Annotated in this window: 12 protein-coding genes and 1 pseudogene; 4 read left to right on the top strand and 9 right to left on the bottom strand. The window is 70.8% G+C overall.

Annotated elements, in window-relative coordinates; translation table 11 throughout:
* Nucleotides 1–111: 111 nt before the first annotated feature.
* Nucleotides 112–904, top strand: a pseudogene (locus ADL12_RS49675) (serine hydrolase domain-containing protein); the annotation flags it as partial.
* Between the two features lie 69 nt (nt 905–973).
* On the opposite strand, the gene ADL12_RS05540 reads toward ADL12_RS49675, so the two are convergent.
* Both ADL12_RS05540 and ADL12_RS05535 read right to left on the bottom strand, forming a co-directional pair.
* Nucleotides 974–2,614 carry an ABC-F family ATP-binding cassette domain-containing protein gene (locus tag ADL12_RS05540; protein ID WP_062699110.1) on the bottom strand — a complete coding sequence of 547 codons (1,641 nt, stop codon included), beginning with the start codon at nt 2,612–2,614 and terminating at the stop codon, nt 974–976.
* A gap of 191 nt (nt 2,615–2,805) precedes the next feature.
* Nucleotides 2,806–3,831: a hypothetical protein gene (locus ADL12_RS05535; protein ID WP_062699108.1), complete on the bottom strand. Its 1,026-nt coding sequence runs from the start codon at nt 3,829–3,831 to the stop codon at nt 2,806–2,808.
* A 66-nt stretch (nt 3,832–3,897) separates the two neighbouring features.
* On the opposite strand from ADL12_RS05535, the gene ADL12_RS05530 reads away from it, so the two are divergent.
* Nucleotides 3,898–4,848, top strand: coding sequence for an FAD-dependent oxidoreductase (locus ADL12_RS05530; RefSeq protein ID WP_062699106.1), 951 nt, complete (start codon nt 3,898–3,900; stop codon nt 4,846–4,848).
* An 11-nt stretch (nt 4,849–4,859) separates the two neighbouring features.
* Here the strand turns inward: ADL12_RS05530 and ADL12_RS05525 are convergent, their stop codons facing one another.
* From ADL12_RS05525 to ADL12_RS05515, 3 genes are all read right to left on the bottom strand, one after another.
* Nucleotides 4,860–6,563, bottom strand: coding sequence for a BCCT family transporter (locus ADL12_RS05525; RefSeq protein WP_062699103.1), 1,704 nt, complete (start codon nt 6,561–6,563; stop codon nt 4,860–4,862).
* An 88-nt stretch (nt 6,564–6,651) separates the two neighbouring features.
* Complete coding sequence (locus tag ADL12_RS05520; RefSeq protein ID WP_062699102.1) at nt 6,652–7,923, bottom strand: M14 family metallopeptidase; 1,272 nt, start codon at nt 7,921–7,923, stop codon at nt 6,652–6,654.
* Entirely contained in the window at nt 7,920–9,875 is a 1,956-nt protein-coding gene (locus tag ADL12_RS05515) for a Xaa-Pro dipeptidyl-peptidase (protein WP_062699100.1), read from the bottom strand. Before ADL12_RS05515 ends, ADL12_RS05520 begins: the two co-directional genes overlap by 4 nt.
* 218 nt (nt 9,876–10,093) lie before the next feature.
* Here ADL12_RS05515 and ADL12_RS05510 point away from each other — a divergent pair, with 218 nt between their 5' ends.
* A complete protein-coding gene (locus tag ADL12_RS05510; RefSeq protein ID WP_062699098.1) occupies nt 10,094–11,605 on the top strand; it encodes a M1 family metallopeptidase in 1,512 nt (503 codons plus the stop codon).
* A 13-nt stretch (nt 11,606–11,618) separates the two neighbouring features.
* Here the strand turns inward: ADL12_RS05510 and ADL12_RS05505 are convergent, their stop codons facing one another.
* From ADL12_RS05505 to ADL12_RS05495, 3 genes are read right to left on the bottom strand one after another with little or no spacing between them, the layout of a single operon-like run.
* Nucleotides 11,619–12,548, bottom strand: a complete 930-nt coding sequence (locus tag ADL12_RS05505) for a PfkB family carbohydrate kinase (RefSeq protein ID WP_062699096.1) — start codon at nt 12,546–12,548, stop codon at nt 11,619–11,621.
* Complete coding sequence (locus ADL12_RS05500) at nt 12,545–13,069, bottom strand: macro domain-containing protein (RefSeq protein WP_062699094.1); 525 nt, start codon at nt 13,067–13,069, stop codon at nt 12,545–12,547. Before ADL12_RS05500 ends, ADL12_RS05505 begins: the two co-directional genes overlap by 4 nt.
* Before the next feature lie 39 nt (nt 13,070–13,108).
* Nucleotides 13,109–14,575 (bottom strand): amino acid permease, encoded by a 1,467-nt coding sequence (locus tag ADL12_RS05495; RefSeq protein WP_062699092.1) that lies wholly within the window; start codon nt 14,573–14,575, stop codon nt 13,109–13,111.
* 229 nt (nt 14,576–14,804) lie between these two features.
* On the opposite strand from ADL12_RS05495, the gene ADL12_RS05490 reads away from it, so the two are divergent.
* A complete protein-coding gene (locus ADL12_RS05490; protein ID WP_062699091.1) occupies nt 14,805–15,539 on the top strand; it encodes a MerR family transcriptional regulator in 735 nt (244 codons plus the stop codon).
* A 13-nt stretch (nt 15,540–15,552) separates the two neighbouring features.
* On the opposite strand, the gene ADL12_RS05485 is transcribed toward ADL12_RS05490, so the two are convergent.
* Complete coding sequence (locus ADL12_RS05485) at nt 15,553–17,181, bottom strand: thiamine pyrophosphate-binding protein (protein WP_062699089.1); 1,629 nt, start codon at nt 17,179–17,181, stop codon at nt 15,553–15,555.
* Between the last annotated feature and the right edge of the window lie 26 nt (nt 17,182–17,207).

The raw sequence follows: 17,207 nt of genomic DNA, 5'->3' as shown, positions 1-17,207 counted from the left end.
GACGGCTGCCCGGCTCCGGGCGGGCGAAGCTGGACGCCCGATCCGCGTGCCGCCGCCGCTCAGGAGTGCCGATGCCGACCCCGCCCCGCCGCCGTACCCCGTTCGGGCCCCATCTCGGGGCGGTCTCCGTCTTCGCCGCCTGCCTGGCCCTGCTGTCCCCGGCAGCGGCGGAAGCCGCCACGCGGCCCGCCCGGAGTCATCGCCGTCCTCCGCGACGGCAGGCGCAGCCGGGTCGTCCGGGCCGGTGTCGCGGACCTGGAGACCGGCCGAAGGCCCGACCCGCACGACCACATGCCGATCGCCAGTGCGGCGAAGGCGTTCAGCGGCGCGGTGGCGCTGTCCCTCGTCGACCGCCGCTATCTGCGTCTCGACGACACCCTGCGCGAGCGGCTGCCCCGTCTGCCGCGGGCCTGGGGCTCCGTGACGCCACGCCGGCGCGCAGGCCCCGGCGTCCGTGGCCACCCTCAGCGCCGACCCCCGGCACCGCTTCGACTCCCGCCGACTGCTCGACTACGTCGCCGACCAGCCTCTGCGGTTCCGGCCCGGCTCCCGGTACCAGTACTCCAACTCCGACAACATCGCCGTCGCCCTGATGGCGGAAGCGGCGACCGGCGCTCGGTACGAGCGTCTGCTACCCGCATGCCGAGGCCCTGTCTGCACGGCTACGACGTGAGCCCGCCCTCGCCGCCGGAGGACGTCAGCGAGGTCCTCAGCATGTCCGGTGTCTGGGCGTCGGGCGGCGTTCGAGCCCGCCGGGCCGGGGCGCAACGACGCGGGCCTCGCCCTCTTCCGGTACACGAGCCGCTGTGGCGTGGTGCTGGGGCACACCGGCAACACCCTCGGCTACACGCAGCTGATCGCCGCCACACCGGACGGGCGCCGGTCGCTGACCTTCTCCGTCACGAGAACTTCGTCTGCGCGCTGCTGCGCTGACCGAGGACTGGGGCAAGGGACAGGGGCTGCCCCACACGCCCTAGCGTTCGGTCACCTTGCCGTCGGCGACCTCCAGGCGGCGGGTGACGTGGACCGCGTCGAGCATGCGCCGGTCGTGGGTGACCAGGAGCAGCGTGCCCTCGTAGGCGTCCAGGGCCGATTCGAGTTGCTCGATGGCCGGCAGGTCGAGGTGGTTCGTCGGCTCGTCCAGGACCAGGAGGTTGACGCCCTTGCCCTGGAGGAGGGCGAGGGCCGCGCGGGTGCGTTCGCCCGGGGAGAGGGTGGCCGCGGAGCGCAGGACGTGGTCGGCCTTCAGACCGAACTTGGCCAGGAGGGTGCGGACTTCCGCCGGTTCGGTGTCCGGGACCGCGGCGCAGAAGGCGTCCAGCAGGGACTCGTCGCCGTGGAACAGCTTGCGGGCCTGGTCGACCTCGCCGATCAGGACGCCGGAGCCGAGCGTCGCCTGTCCCGCGGTCAGGGGGATGCGGCCCAGCAGGGCGCCCAGCAGCGTCGACTTGCCCGCGCCGTTGGCGCCGGTGACCGCCACCCGGTCGGCCCAGTCGATCTGCAGGGACACCGGGCCGAGGGTGAAGTCACCGCGTCGTACCTCGGCGTCCCGCAGGGTCGCGACCACGGCGCCGGAGCGCGGGGCCGAGGCGATCTCCATACGCAGTTCCCACTCCTTGCGCGGCTCCTCCACGACGTCCAGGCGCTCGATCATGCGCTGGGTCTGGCGGGCCTTCGCGGCCTGCTTCTCGCTGGCCTCGCTGCGGAACTTGCGGCCGATCTTGTCGTTGTCGTTACTCGCCTTACGCCGGGCGTTCTTGACGCCCTTGTCCATCCAGGAGCGCTGCATCTGTGCCCGGTCCTGGAGGGCGGACTTCTTGTCGGCGTACTCCTCGTAGTCGTCGCGGGCGTGCCGGCGGGCCACCTCGCGCTCCTCCAGGTAGGCCTCGTAGCCGCCGCCGTAGAGGTTGATCTGCCGCTGGGCGAGGTCGAGTTCGAGGACCTTGGTGACCGTGCGGGTGAGGAACTCTCGGTCGTGGCTGACGACCACCGTCCCGGCGCGCAGGCCGCCGACGAAGCGTTCCAGGCGCTCCAGGCCGTCGAGGTCGAGGTCGTTCGTCGGCTCGTCGAGGAGGAAGATGTCGTAGCGCGACAGCAGCAGCGAGGCCAGTCCGGCGCGCGCGGCCTGGCCGCCCGACAGGGACGTCATCGGCTGGTCCAGGTCCACCGCCAGGCCCAGCGAGTCTGCGACCTCCTCGGCCCGCTCGTCGAGGTCGGCGCCGCCCAGTCCCAGCCAGCGCTCCAGGCTCGTCGCGTACGCGTCGTCCGCGCCCGGTGCCTCGTCGACCAGGGCCTGCGTCGCCTCGTCCATCGCCCACTGCGCCTCGGCGACTCCGGTGCGCCGGGCCAGGAACTCCCGCACGGTCTCGCCCGGGCGCCGCTCCGGCTCCTGCGGGAGGTGACCGACGGTCGCGGTCGGCGGCGACAGCCGCAGCTCACCCTCCTCCGGCGCGGTCAGCCCGGCGAGCAGCCTGAGCAACGTGGACTTGCCCGCCCCATTGGCCCCGACCAGGCCGATCACGTCTCCGGGCGCCACGACGAGGTCGAGCCCACTGAACAGGGAGCGGTCGCCGTGGCCGGCGGCAAGATTCTTGGCAACGAGGGTGGCGGTCACAGGGAGCGATCCTAATGGCCAGGCCGCCTCGACGCGTCAGCGTTTCCCGGCGCACAAGATCGCCGGGGGGCAACGCCCCTAAAGGGGCGCGGGGCTGTATCGATATGCGGCTCCGCCGCGTGGGCGCGACCAGCCACAACGAATCCGCAGACAACCGACGGCATAAAGCGGCACCCACCTCATCGCGCCACCTAGCGGAGCGCGACCGCCTCCACCAGCACACTCCCCGACGTCCGCGCCACCAGGAACGACTCCCCCTTCACCGCCTTCGCGTCCAGCGCGATGCGATGCCGGCCGGCTTCCAGGATGCCGTCGAAGACCTCATGGACGTGGGTGCGGTACAGCCGGTCGAGGCGGTACGCGGTGAGGCGGACCCGGCAGGGTGAGGTGACCTCGACGCCCGCCTCGCCGTCGGCGGCCACCAGGCGGGTCAGGCGGCGCTGTTCGGCAGGGCTGCGGTCCAGGGCGTGTTCGATCTGCGCGACCAGCAACGGCACGATCGGCGCGAGACCGTCGACGTACGCCACGTCGACGCCGGCATCCGCGAAGGTGCGGCGTACGGCGGCGCGCTGCTCCTGTCCGATCGCCCGTCCGAAGGCGACGGCGCCGTAGGCGCGCAGTTCGTCGGCGGGGACGCCGCCCACGTCATGGGTGATGTCGGCACCGATGCCGATGGTGCGCAGGGCGGCGGCGAGCTTGGCCAGGAGCGCGACGCGGGCGCCGATGAGGAGAACCCGGCGGCGCGGCGCCTCGGAGTCGCCGTCGAGCAGGGAGCCGAGCGCCGTCCGGTACTCGGCACCCTGGAAGCGGAAGGGCCCGATGCCGTGGTAGCCGTTGAGCTCCAGGTCGGCGTGTTCGTCCGTCTGCCAGGCGAAGTCCCGCCAGATGTAGTCGTCGCCGTCCTTGTCGATGAGTGCGGTGACGGCGCCGCAGGCGAGGTCCTCGCAGTCCGGGCAGCCGTAGATGACGTACCGGCCGCCGGGAAGCGGAGCCTCCGCCTCCAGGAGCAGGCTGCGGACCTGGGCGGTGAAGATGGCGGGCGGGACGTCGGAGGCGAGCGGGGAGACGGCGTCGAGGTCGGAGAGCTGGAACAGCAGCGGGCGCCCGTCGACGATGAAGTCCACGAAATCCCGGTGCACCTGGTAGTCACCGTTGGCGAGGACGCCACCGGCACGCATCGCCGGTGCCAGGCCGAAGGTCGCGTACTCGGCAGACATGCTGTGAGTATCCCCAGGACGGGACCGATATGAGCGCGGCATGACATATTCCGCTAACGTCCCGGCATGGGGAGCGAACAGGCGGACGATGTCGTGGTCGTCGGCGGCGGTGTCATCGGGCTGACCACGGCCCTGGTCCTGGCCGAACGCGGCGTACGCGTGCGGGTCTGGACGCGGGACCCCGTCGAGGGAACCACCTCGGCTGTTGCGGGGGCGCTTTGGTGGCCGTACCGGATCGAACCGCTCGTGCTCGCGCGGGCATGGGCCCTGCGCTCCCTGGATGTGTACGAGGAGCTGGCGGCGCGGAGCGAGCCGACCGGCGTACGCATGGTCGAGGGGGTAATGGGCGAGACGGACCTGGACGAGGCCGAGGCGTGGGCCTCCGCCCGCTTGCCGGGGCTCAGGGCGTCGACGGCCGAGGAGTATTCCGGGTCCGCGATCTGGGCCCGGTTGCCACTCATCGACATGTCGATTCATCTCCCGTGGCTGCGGGAGCGGTTCCTCAAGGCGGGCGGAGCGGTCGAGGAGCGTACGGTGTCGGACTTCACCGAGGTCGACGCGCCGGTCGTGGTCAACTGCACCGGGCTGGGCGCTCATGAGCTCGTACCGGACCCGTCCGTGCGTCCCGTGCGCGGGCAGTTGGTCGTGGTGGAGAACCCCGGCATCCGGACCTGGCTCGGCTCCACGAACGCCGCCGGGGAGATGGCCTACTTCTTCCCGCAGCCGGGCCGGCTGCTGCTGGGCGGCACGGCGGAGGACGACGTCTGGTCGGCGGAGCCTGATCCGGCGGTGGCCGAGGCGATCGTACGGCGGTGTGCGGCGCTGCGGCCGGAGATCGCGGGGGCGCGGGTGCTGGGGCACCGGGTGGGGCTGCGGCCGGTGCGGGACGCCGTACGGCTGGAGCGTGAACCGCTGCCGGGCGGGCGGGTCTTGGTGCACAACTACGGGCACGGCGGGGCGGGTGTGACCGTGGCTTGGGGGTGCGCGGAGGAGGCGGCCGGGCTCGCCTCCTCCTGAGTGCGCACCGTTCAGCTGTGGTCGTGGCCCAGCGGGTCGCCTTCCGCGTCGGTGCCGGGGCCCGGCCCGACCTTGATCTCGAACTCGCCGTCGTACCTCTTGTGGCCCTCGATCACGGCGAGCTCGACGGCCTCGGAGCCCATCTCGCCGCGCACGATGACCGGGTCCCGGCGCAGATCGCGCATAAGGGCGACGCACATGCCGATCATCACGAGGACGAAGGGCGCGGCGGCCAGGATCGTGAGGTTCTGCAGGCCGGTGAGCGCGTCACCCTGGCCGCTGCCGACGAGCAGCATGATGGCGGCGACGGCTCCGGTGACCACGCCCCAGAACACGACGACGAAGCGGCCGGGTTCGAGGGCGCCCTTCTGGGAGAGCGTGCCCATCACGATGGAGGCGGCGTCGGCGCCCGAGACGAAGAAGATGCCGACCAGGATCATCACGAGCAGGCTGGTGACGGTGGCGATGGGGAACTCCTGCAGAACGCCGAAGAGTTGACCCTCGGGGGTGTCCTCGCCGCCGAGCGCGCCGCCCTCCTTCAGCTGCATCGCCGTACCGCCGAAGATCGCGAACCAGACGAGGCTGACGGTGCTGGGCACGAGTATGACGCCGCCGACGAACTGCCGGATGGTGCGGCCGCGGCTGATGCGGGCGATGAACATGCCGACGAAGGGCGTCCAGGAGATCCACCAGGCCCAGTAGAAGACGGTCCAGCTGCCGAGCCAGTCCGCGACGCCCTCGCCGCCGCTGGCCTCGGTGCGGCCGGCGAGCTGGGGCAGGTCGCCGAGATAGGCGAAGATCGAGGTGGGCAGCAGGTCGAGCACGATGATCGTGGGGCCCGCGATGAACACGAAGACCGCGAGGATCAGGGCCAGCACCATGTTGGTGTTGGACAGCCACTGGATGCCCCGCTCGATGCCGGAGACGGCCGAGAGCACGAAGGCCAGGGTCAGCACGGCGATGATCGAGACGAGCAGGCCGGTGCTGACGTCGTCCATCCAGTCCAGTTCCTGGAATCCGGAGCCGATCTGGAGGGCACCCAGGCCCAGTGAGGCCGCGGAGCCGAAGACGGTGGCGATGATCGCGAGGATGTCGATCACCCGGCCCGCGGTGCCGCCTGCGTGCTTCTCCCCGATCAGCGGAGTGAAGACCGCGCTTATGGTCTGGCGTCGGCGTTTGCGGAAGGTGCTGTAGGCGATGCCGAGTCCGACCACCGCGTAGATCGCCCAGGGGTGCAGCGACCAGTGGAAGAGGGTGGTGGCCATCGCCGTCTCCATGCGTTCGCCGGAGCCGGCGGGGTCCGTGCCCGGAGGCGGGGCCGTGTAGTGCGAGAGCGGCTCGCTCACGCCGTAGAACATCAGGCCGATGCCCATGCCGGCGCTGAACATCATCGCGACCCAGGACACCGTCTTGAACTCGGGTTCCTCGCCCTCGGCGCCCAGGTGGATGCGGCCGTAGCGGCTGATCGCGAGCCACAGCGCGAACACCACGAAGCACGAGGCGGCGAGCATGAAGGCCCAGCCGCCGTTGTGGATCAGGCCGCCGAGCATCTTCGTGGACACGCTCTCCAGCGAGTCCGTGGCGGCCCAGCCCCAGATCACGAAGGCCACGGTGATGGCGGCGGTGACGCCGAACACCACTCGGTCCGTACTGGGGCGGCCGGAAACGTCCGGATGACCTTCCCGGCCACCCCTTCTCTTCAGATCCTCAGTCATCTGCGGCACCTTCCCCGGTGAACGGTGGATACGCCGGTTCCACGTCGTCTCCCAGGACCTACCACAGATCCCGTCGATCTCAGCCGTTTCAGCAGTCGATGTCGGGCTCACCGGCCGTGAGGTGATACGGGGCACGCTCGTCGAGGAGCAGCGGGACGAGGGCGCGCAGGGACTGGCGGAGCGGGACCAGGGCACCCGTGGCGGTCGCCCTCGACTTCACTCCGTGCAGGGCCAGTTCGTCCTTGACCTGCGTGTACTGGTCGGTGGTGAGCCGGTATCCGCAGGGCGGGTCCTGGATCACCTCGGCGGGTTCGGGCGGGTCGTTGTCGCCACCGCCGAGGAGGACCGGTCCGGCATCGGCGTAGCCGGCGAGCCGGGCCGTGCCGGTCGCCACCTCGATCCGGCCGCGACGGGCATCGGTGAACTCGAACAGGCCGTCCAGCGCGGCGAGTTGGGAAGTCACCCGGCGCCGGTTGTTCAGCGCCTCGTCGGCCTTCTCCTCATCGGTGAGGGGATCGACGCGGCTCTCGATGAGCAGGCCCACCGAGTGCTTGACGCCGGACATGTTCCGCAGGATGCGTTCCTGGCCGTCACCGGCGACCTGCCGGATCGGATCGCCGGTGACCGGGTCGGTCCAGATGCCGTACGTGCCGGTCGAGTAGCCGGCGCTCGTCGCGGCGGGGCGTACGTACGACTGGGACAGGGCCTGTGCCTCGTCGTGGACGTGCGTGTCCGTGTTGAGATTGCGGGGCCACAGGTCGAACAGGTCCTTGTCGTAGTACGGGGGTGTGGCGCCGTACTCGTGCAGGTCGTAGACGACGTCGGGGCGCTGGTCGCGGATGACCGCGGCCATGGCGCGGCCCTCGGCGGTCCGGAGTGCGAGGTGGTCGCGGTTGATGTCCAGGCCGTCGCTGTTGCCCCGGGTGTCGGCGGCCCGGCCGTCGGGGTTGGCGGTGGGCACGACCAGCAGGGTGGTGCGCTCCAGGAAGCGCCGGGTCTGCCGGTCCTTGGCGTACGCCAGGTCGCGCACGGTGGACAGGCAGGCCTCGCGGCCGGAGGGTTCGTCGCCGTGCTGGCTGCAGATGAGCAGCACCTTGTTCGGGGTGGGGCCGGCGCCGATGCGGACCAGGTCGAGCGGGCGACCCTGTTTCGTCGTACCGATGCGGCCGACGGAGACCCGGTCGCTCGCCTTGTCGACGGCCGCGAGGAAGTCCTGCTCCTCGGATTGCCCGGTCCATCTGGCGCCGTTCGACTGCTCGAAGCCGGTGCGGGGCGGGGAGTCGGCGGCGTGGGCCGGTACGGCGACGAGGGATGCGGCGAGGGCCGCCGCGACGAGGATGACGGTTCGGATGCGGGTCACTGGCCTCCCTCCGGGATGCGGTGGGTGGTGCGGGGTGCGGTCACGCCGTCGAGCGGCGTGGTGTCGGGAGTTGCGGACACGGAGCCCGTCGCGGCGCGGGCGAACGCGGGGGCGCCGCCGACCAGCGGGACGCGGGCCTTGGTACGGGAGAGGTCGAGGGTGAGGGTCGGCGTGGTCGACGGAGGATCGATCAGGTCCTTGTCCGTGCCCGCGATGATCAGGGCGAGGCGGTGGCCCGCCGGGACCACGTGGTCGGTGGCCGCCAGGTCGAGGGTGATGGTGTAAGGCTTGCCCGGCGTCAGCGGAACGCCCTTCAGGTCGGAGGCGTAGTTCCCCAGGTCGGCCCAGCCGCGGCTGACGACCGTGTAGTCGACGTCGGCGGTCTTGGCCTTGGTCCCCTTGAAGCAGGCGCTGTCGCCGGTGGTGCTCACGCCCCAGCAGGTGCGGTCGGTGAGCGTGGCGATGCCCTCGCCGCTCGTCGAGTAGTCGCGGATGGTGTCGGGGCCGAGATCGACCAGGACGGCGGAGAGGTGGGCCGTCGAGGTGGTCGGGGTCGCGGTGACGGTGACCTCGGAGGAGCCGGCCAGGCGCAGGTCGCGGGTGAGCGGCTTGGTCACGAAGCCGGCCTTGTCGGGGGTGGGCTGGTCGATGTGCGCGGCCCAGTCGGTCTCGCTGTGCTGCGGGTCGTCGGTGACGGTCTCGGTGCCGTTGCCCTTGCGTAGGCCGAGGGTGCCGACGCCGGCCTGGCTGCCCTTGGCGGGGCGCAGGGTGGTGGTGTCGGTGCCGCGTGGCGGCCAGGCCTTGGAGGTGACCCACTGGTCGGGGTGGCGCTCGATGTCGGCCATCGGTTCGCGGTCGATGCCGTTGTCGTAGCCGAGGAGTTCGTGGTCGAACCAGCGGTGCAGGGTGTCGACCCACTCCGCGCGGCGGAAGTCGAACGGGTCGACGTGACCGGTCTGGGAGAGCCAGATCTTGCGCTCGACGCCGTTCTTCGCGAGCGCGTCCCACCACTGACCGACGTGCTTCATACGGACGTTGAGGTCCTGCATGCCGTGGATGAGGAAGACGCTCGCCTTGACCTTGCGGGCGTCCTTCACGTAGTCGCGCTCGGTCCACAGCGGCGTCCAGTCACCGGTGCGCGGGGCCCCGTCGACGAGCATCTGCTGGACGGCCTGGCATTTGGCGCGGGCGTCGGGGCTGTCGACGTAGTTGGACAGCCCGTGGGGGCCGGAGTCGTACAGCGGGGCGCCCTGCTGGAAGTAGTAGTCGTACCAGGAGGAGATGCCGCTGATCGGGACGATGGTCTTCAGTCCCTCGACCCCGGTGGCGGCGACGCCGTTGGCTATGGTGCCGTCCCAGCTCTTGCCGATCATGCCGGTGCGGCCGTTGGTCCACGTCGCCTTGGCCTTGGTGGTGCCGGTGCGGCTCGTGTACGCCTTCGCGCGCCCGTTCAGCCAGTCGACGACGGCCTTCGCGGAGAGGATGTCGGAGCGGCCGCCGACGTCCACGCAGCCGTCGGAGCGGTTGGTGCCGGCGAGGTCGACGCCGACGAAGGCGTAGCCGCGGGGCACGAAGTAGTTGTCGTAGAACAAGGGCATCTGTACGACGTTCCCGTTGGCGTCGTACGTCTTCTTCTGGCTCTCGTTGCCGCGCCCGCAGCACGAGTAATACGGGCTGGCGTCCATGATGACGGGGATCTTGCGGCCCTGCTGGGCGGTTTCGCGGGGCCGGACGATGTCGACGGCGACTCGGTCGGTCTTTCCGTCGCGGTCGTAATCCAGTCCGGTGTCCACCCATACGGCCTCGCGGATGGCGTTCTCGTACGAGTAGACGGGTCTGCTCTCCCGCACGGCGGCGTGCGCCGTCGCGGGCGTCAGGAACGTGGCCATCAGGGCAGCCGTGGCCACTGTCGCGAGCATTCTCCAGGTCGTGAAGCGCATGCGTATCGGCATGCGCGGACGTTACATCGGTCAACTCCCGTGCAGAAGAGGGAGACTGATGGTGCATTAGGTCCCATGAGGTCCTGAGTGGCCGATAAACGTTCCTGGGGCGGGTCGGCTCAGGTCGGCCGAATGGCGATCGTGTGACAGCAGTGGTCATGGACACACCGGGGGCACAGGTGGTGAATAGGCTCCGGACAGACTTCGGGCCCCTACGACTTGGAGCTTTCGTGCACCGCAGAATCATGGCGCCGGGCGCACTCGCAGCCGCCTGTTTGATGCTGGCGATCCCGGCTTCGGCCGCGAGTAACTCCCTCGGCGCTCCGGGCATCGGCGACCCCTACTACCCGGCCTACGGCAACGGCGGATATGACGTCTCCCACTACGACCTCCGGCTGAAGTACCAGCCGGCCACGGACGAGTTGGAGGGGACGGCGACCCTGCTGGCGAAGACCACGCAGGATCTGTCCCGCTTCAATCTGGACTTCCTGCTGGACGTCAGCGAGGTCCGGGTCAACGGCGTGAAGGCGTCGTTCGCGACCTCGGGCGAACACGAACTGGAGGTCACGCCGAAGAGCCCGCTGGCCAAGGGCACGGCCGTCACGGTCGTCGTGCGCTACCGCGGTGTGCCGTCATCGAAGAAGGCGTACGGCTTCACCAGTTGGCACCGCACCCCGGACGGCGGTGTCGGGGCGAACGAACCCGAGGCCGCCTGGTGGTGGTTCCCGAGCAACGACCACCCGCTCGACAAGGCGACGTACGACGTCTCGGTGCTCGTCCCCGACGGCACGCAGGCCATCTCCAACGGCACGCTGCAGTCGACGAGTTCACGGATGGGCTGGACCCGCTACAACTGGCGCTCGAACAAACCTCAGGCGACGTATCTCGCCACGCTCGCGGTCGGCAAGTTCGACGTGACCACGGGAACCAGCGAGAGCGGTATTCCCGTCATCAACGCCTACAGCAAGGACCTGGGCGACCGCTACGGCGCGGCGCGGGCGAGCATCGAGCGGACCGGGGAGATCGCCGATTGGCTGAGCGAGTACTTCGGGCCGTACCCCTACAACGCGCTCGGCGGGTATGTGCCGAACACCGACACGGGGTACGCGTTGGAGACGCAGACCCGGCCGTTCTACAGCCCGGCGAACTTCGCGAACGGGTCGAACACCTCCGTCGTCGTCCATGAGCTCGCCCATCAGTGGTACGGCGACCTGGTGTCCGTCAAGGACTGGAAGGACATCTGGATCAACGAGGGCTTCGCCCGGTACGCGCAGTGGCTGTGGTCGGAGCACGAGGGTGAGGGGACGGCGCAGGAGATCGCCGACTACGTGTACGCCTCGCGTGCGGCCGGTGATGCCTTCTGGAAGGTGCGGCCCGGTGACCCCGGGCCGGAGAACCAGTTCCACATCGCGGTCTACGACCGGGGCGCGCTCACTCTGCAGGCGCTGCGCAACGAGAGCGGTGACGACGCGTTCTTCGCCATTCTCAAGGGCTGGACGCAGAAGTACGCCTACGGCAACGCTTCGGTGGCCGACTTCCAGCGGTATGCCGAGGAGGTGTCCGGGAAGCCGCTGGCGGCGCTCTTCGACACATGGCTGTTCCAGCCGTCGAAGCCGGCCGCTCCGGCGGCGCACAGTGCGTCCATCGCCAGGTCGGCCAAGGGCTCGGTGCAGCCGAAATCCTGGAAGAAGATCGCGGCTACGAACGGCGTGCACGACCACGGGCACGAGGGCGGCCACTGACGTCCTAGGACGCCTAGGACGCCTTGGGGGACTTCAGGGCCTCGAACGAGGCCGCACGCTCGAGGAGTTCGTCCCGGCCTATCGCGTCCGTCTCCGTCGACGGCACCGTGCAGGCGTGGGCGCCGGCCACCGCGCCGTACAGAGCACAGCGGTGCGGTGGCTCGCCGGTCAGCCGGCCGAAGAGGAAGGCGGCCGCGAACGCGTCGCCGGCGCCGTTGGAGTCCACCACCGGCGCCGGTGGGGCCACCGCGGGAACGTGTGTGATCACGCCGTCGGTCAGGAGGTACGCGCCGTCTGCTCCGGCGGTGGCGACGACCACCTCGGCCCTCCCCCGCTCGGCGATACGGCGCATGGTGCGCTCCGGGTCGGTCAGGGCGGCCGCGGAGAGGAACACCACGTCGGCCGCGTACGCGAACGGCTCGTGGTACGGGTTCTCGCCGTCCCAGTTGTGGAGGTCGGTGGAGAGCGTGACGCCGGCCTCGCGGAGGACGGGCAGGGCATGGGTGCAGGGGTGGGTGATCGACACATGCGCGTGCCGGCCGGCCGCGGCGAGGGTCCGCAGCGTGTCCTCGGGGAACCGGTCGTCCGCGTGTGCCCTGCTGGTGTCGTACAGGGACAGCCGCCGTCCGTCCGGCCCGACCAGGTTGACCGCGCGCTTGGTGCCGGCGGGCTGCGGGATCGCGGTCAGGGCGATGCCGTGCTCGCGGTGCAGGGCACGGACGAGGTCGCCCTCGGGGTCGTCGCCGAGGAAGTCGACGTGGTGGGTGCGCAGGCCGAGGCTGCTCAGCCCGGCGGCCACGAAGTCCCCGGTCTGACCGGCGCGGGGACGGATCCCACTGTCGATCATGTAGCTGTCGGCGTACGGGAGCGGCAGCTCGGGGACGTACACGATGGTGTCCACCCCGGCGCCGCCCAACACGAGCACGTCGATGTCGCGGCTCAACTCGCGCCCTCCCCATGGTCGTAGACGGTGACGGCGATGCCCCTCAGCACCAGCCGATCGGCGATCAACGGCTCGACGCGGGACCACTTGCCCCCGGCCAACCCGCACCCTATCCGCGGCATGTGCACGGACGCGCCGAGTTCGGTCGCCTTGTCGGCCAGCCTTCCCAGCGCCGCTTCGATCGCCTCGTACCGGACCGGGACGCCCTTGCTGCCGATGGGGGTCCCCCCGCGCGAGCGAAGCCGAGCGTGGGGGAGTATCCCCCGCTGCCCGATCAGGTTGGCCACCCACACATACCGCTCGACCTGCACGAACTGGGCGGCACCCAGCCCGAAGTCGTTCGACGCGCGGTCGCGGTGCCAGGCCCGGTAAGCCGCCTCCGGCTCCGGCCAGCGGCGTGACACGGCCAGGACGAAGCCCTTCCCCCATCCCCCGCTGTCGTTGCAGACATGGGCGATCAGCCTGACGCCCTTCACCGACGGAACGGTGGCGTCACCCCGGATGTAAGTGATCTCCGACATGACGCCACCGTAGAGGCCGCCACTGACAACGGCCCCCGATTACTTCGTGAGCTCGGTCAGCTCCCGGTCCTCCGCCTTCGCGACCCGGCGCCGGATCGCGAACCAGCCGCCGACCAGCATCAGCGCGATCACCGGGATGAGGAGGAGGGTCTTGCGGCCGACCTCGGGGTCGTTCCACATCAGGGCGAGTACGGAGAGGAGGAAGGCGATCGTCACGATCTCGGTGACCGGGCTGCCGGGGAGGCGGAAGCCAGGCCGGGCGAGCAGGCCCGCCTTGGCGCGGCGGACGAAGATCAGGTGGCAGATCATGATGATCACCCAGGTCGAGATGATGCCGAGGGAGGCGACGTTCAGCACGATCTCGAAGGCCTGGCCGGGCATGAGGTAGTTCAGGCCGACGCCGAGCACGCACACCGCGCAGGTGAGCAGGATGCCGCCGTAGGGGACCTGGCTGCGGTTCATACGGGCCGTGAACTTGGGCGCCGAACCCGCCATCGCCATCGAGCGGAGGATGCGGCCCGTCGAGTACAGGCCCGAGTTCAGCGACGACATCGCCGCCGTCAGGACCACCAGGTTCATCACGTCGCCCGCGCCCTCGACGCCGATCTTCGACAGGACCGTGACGAAGGGGCTCTCGTCGGCCGAGTAGACCGAGCCGGGGAGGAGGAGGGCCAGGAGGACGACCGAGCCGACGTAGAAGAGGCCGACGCGCCACATGATCGAGTTCACCGCGCGCGGGACGACCTTCTCCGGCTCGGCGGTCTCGCCCGCGGCGACGCCGACCAGCTCGAGGGCGGCGTACGCGAAGATCACGCCCTGCATGACCAGGACGACGGGCATCAGGCCGTGCGGGAAGACGCCGCCGTTGTCGGTGATCACATCCAGGCCGGGGGTCTGGCCGCCGACCTTGTGCTGGGTGGCCAGCAGGAAGATGCCGACGAACATGAAGGCGACCAGCGTGGCGACCTTGATGATCGCGAACCAGAACTCCATCTCGCCGAAGATCTTCACCGAGATCAGGTTCACCGCCAGGACCACCGCGAGGGCGGCCAGGGCGAGCGCCCACTGCGGGATGTCGGTGAACAGGCTCCAGTAGTGCGTGTAGAGCGCGATGGCGGTGATGTCGGCGATGCCGGTCGTCGACCAGTTCAGGAAGTACATCCAGCCGGCGACATAGGCGCCCTTCTCGCCGAGGAACTCGCGCGCGTACGACACGAAGGAGCCGGACGAGGGGCGGTAGAGCACCAGCTCGCCCAGGGCACGGACGACGAAGAAGGCGAAGATGCCGCAGACCAGGTAGGCGATCGCCAGCGCCGGGCCCGCGTTGTGGAGGCGGCCGCCGGCGCCGAGGAAGAGGCCGGTGCCGATGGCCCCGCCGATGGCGATCATGTTGACGTGGCGGGCCTTGAGGTCCTTGCTGTAACCGGCGTCGCCCGCGTCCGCGGGCATCGAGGCCGCGTCGGTACGGCGTACGGCCACTGCCGTGTTCACGGCGTCCTTGCTCACGGGGGTACCACTCTCTGGTGCGCTCGAGCGGGTCGCGCTCGGGTGTCCGGACGTACGTATGGCCTGTGCCCTCGGTAAAGGCGCAGACCAAGGGGTCACCTTCCCCCAGGGGCCGCGGCTCACGCGGTGGCGTGCGTCACAGAGCGTTACATCTCACACGGGCGTCCCGCACCGCCGCATGGGTCGCGGGAGGTGTCACAGCACTGGTGAGACAGCGATACTGCTGCACATGACGACCGACACCACCGAGGGGCCGACCCTCACGATCGACGAGCTGGCCGCGCGGGCGGGTGTGACGGTCCGCACGGTGCGGTTCTACGGCACCAAGGGGCTGCTGCCGCCTCCGGTGATCGGTCCGCGCAGAGTGGGGCATTACGGGCGCGAGCATCTGGCCCGGCTGGCGCTCATCGAGGAGTTGCAGCAGCAGGGCATGACGCTGGCGGCCATCGAGCGGTATCTGCAGCAGCTGCCACCCGATCTGGACGCCCATGACCTCGCCATTCACCGGGCCGTCGTGGCCTCCTGGTCGCCGGAGGCGGTGGAGACGGTGACGCGGGCGGAGCTGGAGCGGCGGGCCGGGCGGGCGCTCGGCGACGACGACGTGGAGCGGCTGGCCGCGATGGGGGTGGTCGAGGCCGGTGACGCCGCCGGATCTGGCGACGACGCCGACTACCGCGCAGACCTCGGACTGCTGCGGCTGGGGGTCGGGCTGCTGGACGTACCCCTGTCGCAGGAAGCGATACTCGCCGCGCGCAAGGTCCTCATCGAGCACTCACGCGCCGCCGCGCACGAACTGTCGCAGCTCTTCCGCGGTGAGGTGTCCGAGCGCGCGGCACAGGACGTGAAGTCGCTCTCAGCGCACATGCAACCCCTGGTGGTGCAGGCCTTGTTGACGACCTTTCAGCGGTCGCTCCGGGAGGAGCTGCGCGAGTGGTTGGGCGATGTCGACGACGCGGGCACGTAGGTCGTCGTCACCGTCATGGGCGCAGTGGTACGTCGACCAGGAGCGGGCGGGTCAACTTGCCTGCCCCGGCGACCAGTTCGCGCAGGTGGGTCGCGCTCTGTGCCCGTACCGCGTCGACGCCGAAGAAGCCCGCGGCCTGGGTGAAGTCCAGTCGGCCGAGGTCGGTGCCCGGGCAGACGCCCTGGCCGCCCATCGACTCGTAGGTGTCCTGGAGGGTGCGGTAGGCACCGTTGTTCATGACCACGAACAGGACGGGGGCGGTCTGCCGGGCGGCGCTCCACAGGCCTTGCAGGCCGAACAGCGTGCAGCCGTCGCCCAGGACGGCGACCACCGGCCGGCCGGGTTCGGCGAGCGCGCGGCCGACGGCGGCACCGATGCCCCAGCCGAGGCCGCCGCCGACGGTGTGGGTGTAGCTGCCGGGGCGGTCGAGGCGGACGATGCGGCGTAACAACAGGCCGACGGTGATGGCCTCTTCGACGACCACGGCGTCGGGCGGCAGGCCACGGGCCACGGCGTGGGCGGCGGCCCAGGGGGCGAGCGGGGCCCGGGAGTAGGCGGCACGGGCCGCTGACTCGGCGCGGTCGCGCTCGGCGGCGTGCCGTTCGCCCGCGCGCAGGATGCGGGACTTGGCGGTGTGGTCGGGGACGCGGTCGCGGAGCAGTTCGGCGAGGCGGTGCAGGGAGGGGGCGAGGGCGCCGACGAGTCCGGTGTCGGCGGGGAAGTTGCGGCCGATCTCGTCCGGGTCGGAGTCGAGTTGTACGACCGTGAGGCCGGGCGGCAGGGCGGGGCCGGGCGTGTAGTGGTGCGGGGTGAAGGCGTGCGCGCCGACGATCAGCACCGTGTCGTACGCGGCGAGCGCGGCGCGGACGGCGTCGTGGCGCGGAGGCAGCATCCCGGCGTGGAGGGGGTGCGTGGTCGGGAAGTTCAGGCAGTCGGCCATCGGTTGGTGGTGGACGGTGGCGCCACAGGCCTCCGCGGTGCGTATGAGCGCGCCGAGGGCGTCCTCGCGGCCCACGCCGTCGCCCGCGACGATCGCGGGGCGGGTGGCGTCGCCCAGCAGGAGTGCGGCGCGTTCCAGGCCCGGGGCCGGTCCCGGTGCGGGTGTGGGGGTGCGGGCCGGGACCTCGATCTCGGTGTCCTCGCCGAGGAGATCCATGGGGACGGAGAGGAACACGGGCCCTGCGGGCGGCCGTACGGCGAGCGCGAAGGCGCGGCGCAGGGCGAGCGGGAGGTCGCGGGCGTGCTGAATGTCGTACACCGCCTTCACCGCGGGGGCCGCGAGGCCCGTCAGGTCGCCCGAGAGCATCGGGTCCTGCTGGAGGTGACGGCGGTCCTGCTGGCCGGCCGTCACCACGAGGGGGGTGCGGGAGCGGCGGGCGTTGAGCAGGCCGATCAGGCCGTTGGCGAGGCCGGCGGCGATGTGCAGGCTCACGAACGCGGGGCGGCCGGTGCCGCGGGCGTATCCGTCGGCCATGGAGACCACGGCGCCTTCGTGGACGCCGAGGACGTATTCGGGGGCGTCGTCGGTCTGCGACAGCGCGGCCAGGAAGGGCAGTTCGGTGGTTCCCGGGTTGCCGAAGACGCGGTCCACGCCCTCGTCGCGCAGGATGTCCAGCAAGGCGAGGGCGGGGCGGGATCCCATGGGGCTCCTCGGGGACGGGCCGGGAG

The sequence above is a fragment of the Streptomyces regalis genome (assembly GCF_001509475.1).
Taxonomy (GTDB): domain Bacteria; phylum Actinomycetota; class Actinomycetes; order Streptomycetales; family Streptomycetaceae; genus Streptomyces; species Streptomyces regalis.
This window is presented reverse-complemented; position numbering and strand designations above follow the sequence as displayed.

Bases quoted from the DNA above. Each gene is read 5' to 3' on its own strand.
- ADL12_RS05515 (WP_062699100.1), bottom strand. From the start codon at position 9,875: ATGCCGATACGCATGCGCTTCACGACCTGGAGAATGCTCGCGACAGTG.
- ADL12_RS05525 (WP_062699103.1), bottom strand. From the start codon at position 6,563: ATGACTGAGGATCTGAAGAGAAGGGGTGGCCGGGAAGGTCATCCGGAC.
- ADL12_RS05530 (WP_062699106.1), top strand. From the start codon at position 3,898: ATGGGGAGCGAACAGGCGGACGATGTCGTGGTCGTCGGCGGCGGTGTC.
- ADL12_RS05485 (WP_062699089.1), bottom strand. From the start codon at position 17,181: ATGGGATCCCGCCCCGCCCTCGCCTTGCTGGACATCCTGCGCGACGAG.
- ADL12_RS05535 (WP_062699108.1), bottom strand. From the start codon at position 3,831: ATGTCTGCCGAGTACGCGACCTTCGGCCTGGCACCGGCGATGCGTGCC.
- ADL12_RS05490 (WP_062699091.1), top strand. From the start codon at position 14,805: ATGACGACCGACACCACCGAGGGGCCGACCCTCACGATCGACGAGCTG.
- ADL12_RS05500 (WP_062699094.1), bottom strand. From the start codon at position 13,069: ATGTCGGAGATCACTTACATCCGGGGTGACGCCACCGTTCCGTCGGTG.